Consider the following 12,142-nt stretch of genomic DNA (forward strand, 5'->3'; position numbering starts at 1 on the left):
TGCCCCGCCGGCGGCCCCGTCGCGACGCGATGCAACCGGGTTCGGCAAGCGAATGAACCGGGACGTACAATTCTCTTCTCCCCCTTCGACGCGTTAGCGGCGCGAAATGTCATGGAGCAGATGGATTGTGTCGTGATCGGCGCGGGCGTCGTCGGTCTGGCGATCGCGCGGGAACTGGCCGCGCGCGGGCGTGAAACGATCGTACTCGAGGCGGCCGACGCGATCGGCACGGGCACGAGTTCGCGCAACAGCGAAGTGATCCACGCGGGGCTCTATTACGCGCGCGGGTCGCTGAAGGCGACGTCGTGCGTGCATGGCCGCGACATGCTGTACGAATTCTGCGAAACGCATCACGTGCCGCACCGGCGTGCGGGCAAGCTGCTCGTCGCGACGAGCGCCGCGCAGGTGAAGCAGCTGAAGGCGATCGCCGCGCGCGCGGTCGAAAACGGCGTGCTCGACCTGCTGCCGCTCACGCGTGCCGAGGCGCAGACGCTCGAGCCCGCGCTCGAATGCGTGGAGGCGCTGTTCTCGCCGTCGACGGGCATCGTCGACAGCCACCAGCTGATGCTCGCGCTGCTCGGCGACGCGCAGCGCGACGGCGCGATGTACGTGTTGAAATCCCCGGTCGAATCGATCGACGTGCTGCGCGGCGGGCGCTTCGTCGTGCGCACGGGCGGCGACGCACCGACCGAGATCGAGGCCGCATGCGTGATCAACAGCGCGGGGCTCGGCGCGCAGGCGCTCGCGCGCCGCACGCACGGGCTCGACCCGCGCTGGGTGCCGCCGCTCTATCTCGCGCGCGGCAATTACTTCAGCCTGTCGGGCCGCGCGCCGTTCTCGCACCTGATCTACCCGATGCCCGATCGCGCGGGGCTCGGCGTGCACCTGACGCTCGATCTCGGCGGGCAGGCGCGCTTCGGCCCGGACGTCGAGTGGTGTGATTCGCTGCGCTACGAAGTCGATCCGGCGCGTGCGGGCGCGTTCTACGCGTCGATCCGCGCGTTCTGGCCGGGCCTGCCCGACGGCGCGCTGCAGCCGGCGTACGCGGGCATCCGGCCGAAGCTCGCGGGGCCCGGCGAGCCGCCGGCCGATTTCATCGTGCAGGGCGCCGCGCAGCATGGCGTGCGCGGGCTCGTGAACCTGTTCGGCATCGAGTCGCCGGGGCTCACCGCGTCGCTCGCGCTCGCGCAGCGTGTGGGAGAGATGACCGCCCGCCGTTGACGCGGCGCGCGTGACGGCAGTGTGAAATCCCTTATCTCCGGAATTTCGGCGCGCACATTTATTCGCTTGAGCGTTATTCTGTCGAACGGCTGTCGCCAGAACAGCTTTCAAATCGATAACGTTGGAGCGAGTCCCCCATGAAAACATCCCGTCGGAGTTTCCTGATTACGAGCATTGGTGCCGTGTCCGCGCTGGCGCTGTCGCGCGAAGCGCTGGCCGATGCGCCGATGCTGTCGGAGACGGATCCGACCGCCGTGGCGCTCGGCTACAAGGCCGATGCCACCAAGGTCGACAAGACGAAGTACCCGAAATACGCCGCGGGCCAGGATTGCGCGGCCTGCATGCTGTACCAGGGCAAGAAGGGCTCGGCTTCGGGCCCGTGCGGCGCCTTCCCCGGCAAGCAGGTGTCGGCGAAGGGCTGGTGCAGCGCCTTCTCGAAGATGGGTTGAGGCCCGTGCGGCATCGTGCGATGCCGCATTGTGGCGAAAACCGCACAACGCCCGCCGTCGAACGATGGCGGGCGTTTTTTATTGCTTGAAAACGGTTCCGTCGCTTTCTACACTCGCTGCAAACCTGCGCGCCGCGGCCCACCCGCGCGACGCGCCGCCCGATACGGTGAATTCACGAGGACGACACACGCATGGCGACGATTGCGAATTCAACCAAAACGGTGCGGCCCGAGCGTGCGCTGAACCGCCGCGCGGTGGCCGCCGCCGTGATCGGCAACGCGCTCGAGTGGTACGACTTCACGGTGTTCGGCTTCATGACCGTCGTGATCGCCGAGCTGTTCTTCCCGACCTCCAGCGAATACTCGTCGCTGCTCCTCACCACCGCGACGTTCGGCGTCGCGTTCTTCATGCGCCCGATCGGCGGCATCGTGTTCGGGCTGTACGCGGATCGCGCGGGCCGCAAGGCCGCGCTGTCGCTCGTGATCCTGCTGATGACCGCCGGCATCTTCCTGCTCGCGATCGCGCCGCCCTATGCGGCGATCGGCATCGGCGGCCCGATCCTGATCGTGCTCGGCCGGCTGCTGCAGGGCTTTTCCGCGGGCGGCGAATTCGGCAGCGCGACGGCGCTGCTGATCGAAGCCGCGCCGTTCTCGAAACGCGGCTTCTACGGCAGCTGGCAGATGGCGAGCCAGGCGGCCGCGCTGCTGATCGGCGCGCTTGTCGGCGCGGCCGTCACGCGCGGGCTGTCGCACGACGCGCTGCGCAGCTGGGGCTGGCGCGTGCCGTTCGTTCTCGGGCTCCTGATCGGCCCGATCGGCTTCTACATCCGCCGCCATCTCGCCGATTCCGAGGCGTTCCTGCATGCGCAGCAGAGCGCGCGCCGCGCGACGCTCGGCGAAGTGTTCACGCGCCACCCGCGCGAGGTGCTGTGCGGGCTCGGCTCGGTGATCGCGCTGACGGTGACGATCTACGTGCTGATCAGCTATCTGCCGACCTTCGCGGTGAAGCAGCTGAAGCTGCCGTACGCGGAATCGTTCTACGCGGTGATCGTCGGCAACCTGCTGCTGATGGTGTTGTCGCCGGTCGCGGGCGCATGGTCCGACCGCATCGGCCGCAAGGGGCTGTCGCTGTGGTCGCTGGTGCTGACGCTCGCGCTGATGTATCCGCTGTTCGCGTGGCTCGACGCGGCGCCGAGCATCGGGCGGCTGATCGCGGTGCAGGCCGTGCTGTCGGTGACGCTCGCGGGCTACTACGGGCCGTTCGGCGCGATGATCGCCGAGCTGTTCCCGGCCAACGTGCGCTCGACCGGGCTGTCGATCGCATACAACGTCGCGGTGATGCTGTTCGGCGGCTTCGGGCAGTTCATCGTCACGTGGCTGATCAAGGTCACGGGCACGCCGCTCGCGCCGACCTACTACGTGATGGCCGGCATCGCGCTGTCGATCGTCGCGGTCGCGTTCGTGCCCGCGCGCAGCGCCGACCTCGATGCGCCGGCGTGATCGCATGACGGATCGAGGACGGTCATCGGATCGTTTCGCAAAACGCAATGATGGACGGGTGGCAAAACGATGAAAACAGCCGCCGCCCCCCATGCGTTCGCGCCCGAATTGTTTAGTTGTCGAACAAAACTTGCGCCGGATGAACGGAACTGCCGTTCGCGCGCGTTCTCGCATTTCCCGCGGGGGCGAAACATCGGCAAAAACCCGCGCAAGGGCGTCGAGAAGAGTTTTTTCTCCAGCTTGTTGCAGCATCGCTAGCTCAAGTAATATCCGCGTACGCCGGACCCTGGCGGGAACGGTTCCGATCTGGAGACCTGGAGGAAACATGGAATACAACCGTCTGTTGCACACCCTGCGTGTTACAGCCATTGCAGGCGTGGCAGCGGCATCGCTCGGCGTCGCGGGCTCTGCATTCGCACAGATCCCGAACAAAACGCTCGTCTACTGCTCAGAAGGCAGCCCGGCGGGTTTCGATTCCGCGCAATTCACGACCGGCGTCGATTTCACCGCCGCCACGTTCACCGTCTACAACCGTCTCGTCGAATTCGAGCGCGGCGGCACGAAGGTCGAGCCGGGCCTTGCCGAGAAGTGGGACGTGTCGTCCGACGGCAAGGTGTATACGTTCCATCTGCGCCACGGCGTGAAGTTCCACACGACCGACTTCTTCAAGCCGACGCGCGAATTCAACGCGGACGACGTGCTGTTCACGTTCGAGCGCATGCTCGATCCGAACCAGGCGTTCCGCAAGGCGTACCCGGTGTCGTTCCCGTACTTCACCGACATGGGCCTCGACAAGCTGATCACGAAGGTCGAGAAGGTCGATCCGTACACCGTGAAGTTCACGCTGGCCGAGCCGAATGCGCCGTTCATCCAGAACATGGCGATGGAATTCGCGTCGATCCTGTCGGCCGAATACGGCGACCAGCTGATGAAGGCCGGCAAGGCCGCCGACATCAACCAGAAGCCGATCGGCACGGGCCCGTTCATCTTCCGCAGCTACACGAAGGACGCGACGATCCGTTTCGACGGCAATCCTGATTACTGGAAGAAGGGCGAAGTGAAGCTGTCGAAGCTGATCTTCTCGATCACGCCGGATCCGGGCGTGCGCGTGCAGAAGATCAAGCGCAACGAATGCCAGGTGATGAGCTATCCGCGTCCGGCCGACATCGCGACGCTGAAGGCCGACGCGAACGTCGACATGCCGTCGCAGGCCGGCTTCAACCTCGGCTACCTCGCGTACAACGTCGAGCACAAGCCGGTCGACAAGCTCGAAGTGCGTCAGGCGCTCGACATGGCGATCAACAAGAAGGCGATCCTCGAGTCCGTCTACCAGGGCGCCGGCCAGGCCGCGACCGCGCCGATGCCGCCGACCCAATGGTCGTACGACAAGAACCTGAAGATGGCCGCCTACGACACCGCGAAGGCGAAGGCGCTGCTCGCGAAGGCAGGTTTCCCGAACGGTTTCGAGATCACGCTGTGGGCGATGCCCGTGCAGCGCGCGTACAACCCGAACGCCCGCCTGATGGCCGAGATGATCCAGGCCGACTGGGCGAAGATCGGCGTGAAGGCGAAGATCGTCACGTACGAGTGGGGCGAGTACATCAAGCGCGCGCACACGGGCGAGCAGGATACGATGCTGATCGGCTGGACGGGCGACAACGGCGATCCGGACAACTGGCTCGGCACGCTGCTCGGCTGCGAGGCGATCAAGGGCAACAACTTCTCGCACTGGTGCTACAAGCCGTTCGACGAGCTGGTCCAGAAGGGCCGCACGACGACGGGCCAGGACGCCCGGACGAAGCTCTACACGCAGGCCCAGCAGATCTTCGCGCAACAGCTGCCGTTCTCGCCGATCGCGAACTCGACGGTCTACCAGCCGGTGCGCAAGAACGTGGTCGACATGCGTATCGAACCGCTCGGCTATGCCCGCTTCGACGGTGTTAGCGTGAAGTAACGCGCCTGTCGTAAGCTGTCGCGAAGACCGGCTAACTCATCCGGCGGCGGGAGGCCAAAAGCTTCCCGTCGCCGGTCGCACATTTCCCACAAGAAAATACGAGACGCATCATGTTCAGATTCGTGTTGCGCCGCGTGGGCATGGTGATCCCGACCTTCATCGGCATCACCATCCTGGCGTTTGCGCTGATTCACCTGATACCGGGCGACCCCATCGAAGTGATGATGGGCGAGCGTGGCGTCGATCCCGCGATGCATGCGGAGGCGATGAAACGCCTCGGGCTCGACCAGCCGCTGCCCATGCAGTACATCCACTACATCGGCCGGGCGCTGCATGGCGACCTCGGCACGTCGATCATCACCAACACGAGCGTCGCGGGCGAATTCTTCGCGCGCTTCCCGGCGACCGTCGAGCTGTCGCTGTGCGCGCTCGTGTTCGCGCTCGCGGTCGGGCTGCCGGCCGGCGTGATCGCCGCGCTGCGGCGCGGCTCGGTGATCGACCACGGCGTGATGGGGACCGCGCTCACCGGTTACTCGATGCCGATCTTCTGGTGGGGGCTGATCCTCATCATGGTCTTTTCGTCGTACCTCGGCTGGACGCCCGTGTCGGGGCGCATCGCCGTCGAATACGATTTCCCGCATCCGACGGGCTTCATGCTGATCGACGCGCTGCTCGCGCCGGACGAAGGCTCGTTCAAGTCGGCGGTCAGCCACCTGATCCTGCCCGCGATCGTGCTCGGCACGATCCCGCTCGCGGTGATCGCGCGGATGACGCGCTCGTCGATGCTCGAAGTGCTGCGCGAGGATTACATCCGCACCGCACGCGCGAAGGGGCTGTCGCCCGTGCGCGTGGTCGTCGTGCATGCGCTGCGCAACGCGCTGATCCCGGTCGTCACCGTGATCGGCCTGCAGATCGGCACGCTGCTCGCGGGCGCGGTGCTGACCGAGACGCTCTTTTCGTGGCCCGGTGTCGGCAAGTGGCTGATCGATGCGATCGGCCGCCGCGACTATCCGGTCGTCCAGGGCGGCATCCTGTTGATCGCGACGCTCGTGATCGTCGTGAACCTGGTCGTCGACCTGCTGTACGGCGTGCTGAATCCGCGCATCCGCCACACGAGGTAATTCCATGAGCAATCTGCAAAATACCCTGCCGACCGAATCCGCGCCGGCCGGCGGCCGTGCGCTCGCGCTGCGCGAGTTCTGGGCCAACTTCTCGCGCAACCGCGGCGCCGTCGGCGCCGGCATCGTCGTGATCGTGCTGATCCTCGTCGCGCTGCTCGCGCCGCTGATCGCGCCGCACAGCCCGGTCGAACAATACCGCGACTACGTGAAGATCCCGCCCGCGTGGCTCGCCGGCGGCAACTGGCAATTCATCCTCGGCACCGACGAAGCGGGCCGCGACATCCTTTCGCGGCTGATGTTCGGCGCGCGGATGTCGTTCTGGATCGGCTTCGTGTCGGTCGTGCTCGCACTGATCCCGGGCATCGTGCTCGGGCTCGTCGCCGCGTTCTTCCAGAAGTGGGCCGACACGCCCGTGATGCGCATCATGGACGTGCTGCTCGCGCTGCCGTCGCTGCTGCTCGCGGTCGCGGTCGTCGCGATCATCGGCCCGGGCCTCACCAACACGATGTTCGCGATCGCGATCGTCGCGCTGCCGGCCTACGTGCGCCTCACGCGCGCATCGGCGCTCGGCGAGCTGCAGAAGGAATACGTGACGGCGTCGCGCGTGGCCGGTGCCGGCACGCTGCGCCTGATGTTCTCGCAGGTGCTGCCCAACTGCACGGCGCCGCTGATCGTGCAGGCGACGCTCGGCTTCTCGTCGGCGATCCTCGACGCGGCCGCGCTCGGCTTCCTCGGCCTCGGCGTGCAGCCGCCGACCGCCGAGTGGGGCGCGATGCTGGCCTCCGCGCGCGACTACATCGACAACGCGTGGTGGATCGTGACGATGCCGGGCCTGTCGATCCTGATTTCGGTGCTCGCGATCAACCTGCTCGGCGACGGGCTGCGCGACGCGCTCGACCCCAAACTGAAACGGATGGCATGACCATGAGCACTCTTCTGACCATCCGCAATCTCGCGGTGAATTTCAACGGCCTGCCTGCCGTCGACCGGATCAACCTGTCGATCGCGCCGGGCGAGGTGGTGGGCGTCGTCGGCGAATCGGGCTCGGGCAAGAGCGTGACGATGATGGCGCTGATGGGCCTGATCGACGCGCCGGGCAAGGTGACGGCCGACGAGGTCACGTTCAACGGCGTCGACCTGCTGAAGGCGTCGCCGAAGGCGCGCCGCAAGATCGTCGGCAAGGACATCGCGATGGTGTTCCAGGACGCGCTGACGAGCCTGAACCCGAGCTACACGGTCGGCTACCAGATCAAGGAGGTGCTGAAGCTGCACGAAGGGCTGCGCGGCGACGCGCTGAACCGGCGCGCGCTCGAACTGCTCGACCAGGTCGGCATTCCCGACGCGAAGAACCGCATCGCGTCGTTCCCGCACCAGATGTCGGGCGGGATGAACCAGCGCGTGATGATCGCGATGGCCGTCGCATGCAACCCGAAGCTCCTGATCGCCGACGAGCCGACCACCGCGCTCGACGTGACGATCCAGGCGCAGATCATGGATCTGCTCGTGAAGCTGCAGAAGGAGCGCGGGATGGCGCTCGTGCTGATCTCGCACGACCTGGCCGTGGTGTCGGAGGTCGCGCAGCGCGTCGCGGTGATGTACGCGGGCGAGATCATCGAGACCAACAGCGTGCCCGACATCTTCCGTGCGCCGCATCATCCGTACACCGAAGCGCTGCTCGCCGCGATTCCCGAGCACAATCAGGGGGCGCGTCGCCTTGCCGCATTGCCGGGCATGGTGCCGGGCCGCGACGATCGCCCGTCCGGGTGCCTGTTCGCGCCGCGCTGCAAGTACGTCGTCGACGATTGCCGCAAGGCGCGGCCGGCGCTCGACACGCTGGTGCCGGGCAACGATGCGATGCGCGCGCGCTGCATCAAGCCGCTCAATGTTTCCAACCTCGACCTGACGGGAGGCGCACGATGAATGCAGTCCAAGATACGCGCCACGCGTCGCCCGACGAGGACGTCCTGGTGGCCGACGGCCTCGCGAAGCACTATTCGGTGAAGCGCGGGATGTTCGGGCAGGGCACGGTGAAGGCGCTGAACGGCGTGTCGTTCTCGCTGAAACGCGGCAAGACGCTCGCCGTCGTCGGCGAGTCGGGCTGCGGGAAGTCGACGCTCGCGCGCCAGCTCACGATGATCGAGACGCCCACGTCGGGCAGCCTGACGATCGACGGCAAGAATGTCGCCGGCGCGAGCCGCGACACGATCGCCGAGCTGCGCCGCCGCGTGCAGATGGTGTTCCAGAACCCGTTCGCATCGCTGAATCCGCGCAAGACCGTCGAGCAGACGCTGTCCGAGCCGCTCGAGATCAACGCGAACCTGACGGCTGCCGAGCGTGCCGCACGCATCGCGCAGATCATGCGCACGGTCGGCCTGCGGCCCGAACACGCGAAGCGCTATCCGCACATGTTCTCGGGCGGCCAGCGCCAGCGTGTCGCGATCGCGCGCGCGATGATCCTCGATCCGCGCATCGTCGTCGCCGACGAGCCGGTGTCCGCGCTCGACGTGTCGATCCAGGCGCAGATCCTGAACCTGTTCATGGACCTGCAGGAGCAGTTCAAGACGAGCTACGTGTTCATCTCGCACAACCTGTCGGTGGTCGAGCACGTCGCGGACGACGTGATGGTGATGTACTTCGGCAGCGTCGCCGAGCTCGGCGACAAGGCGACGATCTACGCGCGGCCGCGCCACCCGTACACGCGGGCGCTGATGTCGGCGACGCCGGCGATCTTCGAGGAAGACCGCCGCGTGCAAATCAAGCTGCAGGGCGAACTGCCGTCGCCGCTCAATCCGCCGTCGGGCTGCGCGTTCCACCAGCGCTGCCCGTATGCGGTCGAGCGGTGCCGCGCGGAGGAGCCGAAGCTGCGCGAGGTCGACGGCCGGCAGGTAGCCTGCCATCGCGCCGAGGAGGTAGGGGAGGCGAATGCCTGAAGCGTTGGCGGCGCGCGTGTCCGGCGTGCGCCGTGCGGGGGCAAGCGGGGCGCGCGTGATGCGCGCGTACCGCGACGCGCGGCGCTGGAGCGTGCGTACCGTCACGGGCGCGGCGCTGGCCGGCGCGTGCGTGGCGGCCAGCCTCGTGGTTCCCGTCGAATCCGCGCGCGCCGAAGGGCGCGCGCCGGCCACGTCACCGATCCATCCGTCGCAAGTCCCGCCGCCCGGCATGAGCCTGCCGGGCTTCCACGCGCCGTCCGTATCGGACGGCACGGTGTCGCGCGGCACCGTGCGCGTGCAGCCCGCGCGCATGCCGTTCTACGTCGCGACCAAGGGTAACGTCACGCTGTACGTGCTCGGCACGCTGCATACCGGCGACCCGTCCGATTACCCGAGCGCGCAGCCGTTCCGGCCGCGCATCCTGGCGGCGCTCGCCGCGTCGCCGACGCTTGCGCTCGAACTGTCGCCCGACGATCTGCTCGAATCGCAGGACGACGTGTCGAAGTACGGCGTGTGCCGCTACCCGTGCCTGCAACGCCTGCTGCCCGAGCCGTTGTGGCAGCGGCTCGCGGCACGCCTGCGCGGCAACCCGGCCGCGCTCGCCGAGATCCGCAAGATGCGGCCGTGGCTCGCGGCGCTCGTCGTCGAGACCTACGATTCGCTGTCGGCCGGCCTGCAGACCGAATACGGCACCGAGGCCCAGCTGCAGAACGTGTTCCTGAAGAAGAAGGGCGGCCGCGTGATCGGGCTCGAGACGCTCGCCGAACAGATGCGCGCGTTCACCGGGCTGACGCTGGCCGAGCAGCGCGAGATGCTCGCGCAGGACATGGTGCAGACACCCGCGCAGAACGCCGACGACATCAAGGCGCTGCACCGGCTGTGGCGAATTGGAGACGCCGACGCGATCTCCGCGTGGGCCGTCGCGAAGAGCGAGCGGCTCGCGCGTTCGAAGGTGCTGTCGGCGTCGATCGACAACAAGATCGTGTACGAGCGCAACCGGCGCTTCGTTGCACGGATGACTGCAATCGCCGCGCCGAACCGGCCGCTGTTCGTCGCGATCGGCGCGCTGCATCTGGGCGGCCCGCGCGGCGTGCTCGAATTGTTGCGTCAACAAGGTTACAGGGTCGACGCGAACTGATCGCCGCCGTCGCGCCCGAACCGATCCTCCCCTGTTTGATCGACGTCGTTCGGGCCACGTCAAACGCTTGTTTGTACACGCGATTCGATAAGGAAAACCCTCGATTCGTCGGAAAATAGCGTTTCAAACGATTGACATCCCGTTCCGCCAATATCTATTCTTCGATCCACAAGTTGAAAAATTGAAAAGAATAGAAAAAGTTCTACGGGGTAGCAGAAAACAAAGCGCGGGGTGAGCGCGTTGCCGGCACGTGGTGCACACGTGTCGGCCGCGGAAGTGTCTGCATGTACGGCGGGGCCAATCATCGTCGGACAACAACAATACATGCAGGCCGACTTGCGGATAAGCGACGCTCCGTCGTCTGACCGGGGAAGGCAGTGATCGGGCGGCGGCGGACGTTTTTTAATCCGGAATATTTTTCCGGTCCCGTCGAAAGACGGTTTCGGGGGGCGAATCGACAGACGGCGAAGCCGCAGCGATTGCGCCAACGGAAAAGCGCCACGAGGGCGCTTTTTTCTTTTGGGCGGCCGAGATGACGATGCGCGTTACGCGCCTTCGTCGGCCTGCAGCGCGCCGGGGGCCACCACGTCGACGCCGGCAGCCTCCAGCGCCGCGCGAATCCGTTTCGCGAACGCCAGCGCATGCGGCCCGTCGCCGTGCAGGCAGACGGTCTGCGCGTTGAGCGGCACCCATTCGCCGCTCAAGGCACGCACCTGCCGGTTGCGCACCATGTCGAGCGTGCGCGCGAGCACCGCGTCCTCATCGTCGATCAACGCGCCGGGCTGGCTGCGCGGCACGAGCGAGCCGTCCGCGCGGTAGCCGCGGTCGGCGAACACTTCTTCCACCGCGGCAAGCCCCGCATGCCGCGCGGCCGCGACGAACACGCTGTTCGCGAGCCCGAACACCGCGAGCGACGGATCGAAGTCGTGGATCGCGGACACCACCGCATCGGCGATCATCGGGTCGCGCGCGGCCTGGTTGTACAGCGCGCCGTGCGGTTTCACGTGCGCGATGCGCCCGCCTTCGGCCTGCGCGATCGCCGACAGCGCGCCGAGCTGGTACAGCACGCCCGCGTAGATGTCGCCGGCCGGCAGCTGCATTTCCTTGCGGCCGAAATTCTCCGGATCGTGAAAGCTCGGGTGCGCGCCGATCGACACGCCTTTCTGCACGGCCCAGCGCACGCAGTCGCGCATCGCGTTCGCGCCGCCCGCATGCCAGCCGCATGCGATGTTCGCCGACGTGACGAGGTCGAGCAGCGCCTCGTCGGATCCGCATCCTTCGCCGAGATCGGCATTCAGATCGATTTCCATGATGTTCCTCGTCCACTGATGGCGTGGCGCGTCTTTCGTTACTGCTTCCGCCAGGGTCACGCTGCGCGCGATTGGGCGCGGCGGCGCGCTTCTTCTCGCATGTCGATCGCCACGTCGATCTGCCGCAGATAGGCACGTTCCGCGGCGAGGGCGGCGCGCGCGGCGTCGGGGGTCGTGCGCACGAAGCGGATCGGCAGGTTGAGCCGCGCCTGTGCGAGTTTCCACAGATCGGCGCGGATCACCGTGCCGATCTTCGGGTAGCCGCCGGTGGTCTGCGCGTCGTGCATCAGCACGATCGGCTGGCCGTTCGGCGGCACCTGGATCGTACCGGGCAGCACCGCGTGCGACAGCAGCTCGACCGGCTGCTCGCGCACGAGCTCGGCGCCCGCGAGGCGATAGCCCATCCGGTTGCTGTTCGCGGTGACGAGCCATTCCTCGTCCCAGAACGCCTGCTGCGAATCGGCCGCGAACGAGGCGTAGTCGGGGCCCGGCAGCACGCGCACGGGCATCGCCCACGGCG

11 protein-coding genes and 1 pseudogene are annotated in these 12,142 nt (G+C 66.9%); 10 read left to right on the forward strand and 2 right to left on the reverse strand.

Annotated features, from left to right (window positions below):
• Positions 1-111 precede the first annotated feature (111 nt).
• The 10 genes from G3N62_RS30960 (at position 112) to G3N62_RS31005 (ending at position 10,312) form a co-directional block, all read left to right on the forward strand.
• Complete coding sequence (locus G3N62_RS30960) at positions 112-1,221, forward strand: NAD(P)/FAD-dependent oxidoreductase (protein WP_124670509.1); 1,110 nt, start codon at positions 112-114, stop codon at positions 1,219-1,221.
• A gap of 137 nt (positions 1,222-1,358) precedes the next feature.
• Positions 1,359-1,670: a high-potential iron-sulfur protein gene (locus G3N62_RS30965; RefSeq protein ID WP_021163765.1), complete on the forward strand. Its 312-nt coding sequence runs from the start codon at positions 1,359-1,361 to the stop codon at positions 1,668-1,670.
• Between the two features lie 191 nt (positions 1,671-1,861).
• On the forward strand, positions 1,862-3,169 hold the full coding sequence (locus tag G3N62_RS30970) for an MFS transporter (RefSeq protein WP_034190289.1): 1,308 nt from the start codon (positions 1,862-1,864) through the stop codon (positions 3,167-3,169).
• A 69-nt stretch (positions 3,170-3,238) separates the two neighbouring features.
• Positions 3,239-3,427 (forward strand): hypothetical protein, encoded by a 189-nt coding sequence (locus tag G3N62_RS30975; protein WP_124670510.1) that lies wholly within the window; start codon positions 3,239-3,241, stop codon positions 3,425-3,427.
• Between the two features lie 67 nt (positions 3,428-3,494).
• Positions 3,495-5,123 (forward strand): ABC transporter substrate-binding protein, encoded by a 1,629-nt coding sequence (locus tag G3N62_RS30980; RefSeq protein ID WP_034190290.1) that lies wholly within the window; start codon positions 3,495-3,497, stop codon positions 5,121-5,123.
• Positions 5,124-5,233: 110 nt separating this feature from the next.
• Positions 5,234-6,244: an ABC transporter permease subunit gene (locus G3N62_RS30985; RefSeq protein WP_034190291.1), complete on the forward strand. Its 1,011-nt coding sequence runs from the start codon at positions 5,234-5,236 to the stop codon at positions 6,242-6,244.
• Positions 6,245-6,248: 4 nt separating this feature from the next.
• The gene (locus G3N62_RS30990; protein WP_034190292.1) at positions 6,249-7,166 is read left to right on the forward strand and encodes an ABC transporter permease subunit; all 918 of its coding nucleotides are present in this window, start codon (positions 6,249-6,251) and stop codon (positions 7,164-7,166) included.
• Between the two features lie 2 nt (positions 7,167-7,168).
• Positions 7,169-8,164: an ABC transporter ATP-binding protein gene (locus G3N62_RS30995; RefSeq protein ID WP_175029089.1), complete on the forward strand. Its 996-nt coding sequence runs from the start codon at positions 7,169-7,171 to the stop codon at positions 8,162-8,164.
• Positions 8,161-9,174 (forward strand): peptide ABC transporter ATP-binding protein, encoded by a 1,014-nt coding sequence (locus G3N62_RS31000; RefSeq protein WP_034190294.1) that lies wholly within the window; start codon positions 8,161-8,163, stop codon positions 9,172-9,174. The genes G3N62_RS30995 and G3N62_RS31000 overlap by 4 nt, the downstream gene beginning before the upstream one ends.
• Positions 9,167-10,312 (forward strand): TraB/GumN family protein, encoded by a 1,146-nt coding sequence (locus tag G3N62_RS31005; RefSeq protein WP_034190295.1) that lies wholly within the window; start codon positions 9,167-9,169, stop codon positions 10,310-10,312. The genes G3N62_RS31000 and G3N62_RS31005 overlap by 8 nt, the downstream gene beginning before the upstream one ends.
• A gap of 545 nt (positions 10,313-10,857) precedes the next feature.
• Here the strand turns inward: G3N62_RS31005 and pxpA are convergent.
• Complete coding sequence (gene pxpA, locus G3N62_RS31010) at positions 10,858-11,622, reverse strand: 5-oxoprolinase subunit PxpA (RefSeq protein ID WP_034190296.1); 765 nt, start codon at positions 11,620-11,622, stop codon at positions 10,858-10,860.
• A 56-nt stretch (positions 11,623-11,678) separates the two neighbouring features.
• Positions 11,679-12,142 (reverse strand): annotated as a pseudogene (locus G3N62_RS31015) (allophanate hydrolase); the annotation flags it as partial.

This window comes from Burkholderia sp. Tr-20355 (assembly GCF_017104685.1).
Classification (GTDB): Bacteria; Pseudomonadota; Gammaproteobacteria; order Burkholderiales; family Burkholderiaceae; genus Burkholderia; species Burkholderia seminalis.

Excerpts from the sequence above, each read along its gene's own strand:
- G3N62_RS30960 (WP_124670509.1), top strand. The coding sequence starts at position 112 with ATGGAGCAGATGGATTGTGTCGTGATCGGCGCGGGCGTCGTCGGTCTG.
- G3N62_RS30965 (WP_021163765.1), top strand. The coding sequence starts at position 1,359 with ATGAAAACATCCCGTCGGAGTTTCCTGATTACGAGCATTGGTGCCGTG.
- G3N62_RS30970 (WP_034190289.1), top strand. The coding sequence starts at position 1,862 with ATGGCGACGATTGCGAATTCAACCAAAACGGTGCGGCCCGAGCGTGCG.
- G3N62_RS30975 (WP_124670510.1), top strand. The coding sequence starts at position 3,239 with ATGAAAACAGCCGCCGCCCCCCATGCGTTCGCGCCCGAATTGTTTAGT.
- G3N62_RS30980 (WP_034190290.1), top strand. The coding sequence starts at position 3,495 with ATGGAATACAACCGTCTGTTGCACACCCTGCGTGTTACAGCCATTGCA.
- G3N62_RS30985 (WP_034190291.1), top strand. The coding sequence starts at position 5,234 with ATGTTCAGATTCGTGTTGCGCCGCGTGGGCATGGTGATCCCGACCTTC.
- G3N62_RS30990 (WP_034190292.1), top strand. The coding sequence starts at position 6,249 with ATGAGCAATCTGCAAAATACCCTGCCGACCGAATCCGCGCCGGCCGGC.
- G3N62_RS30995 (WP_175029089.1), top strand. The coding sequence starts at position 7,169 with ATGAGCACTCTTCTGACCATCCGCAATCTCGCGGTGAATTTCAACGGC.
- G3N62_RS31000 (WP_034190294.1), top strand. The coding sequence starts at position 8,161 with ATGAATGCAGTCCAAGATACGCGCCACGCGTCGCCCGACGAGGACGTC.
- G3N62_RS31005 (WP_034190295.1), top strand. The coding sequence starts at position 9,167 with ATGCCTGAAGCGTTGGCGGCGCGCGTGTCCGGCGTGCGCCGTGCGGGG.
- pxpA (WP_034190296.1), bottom strand. The coding sequence starts at position 11,622 with ATGGAAATCGATCTGAATGCCGATCTCGGCGAAGGATGCGGATCCGAC.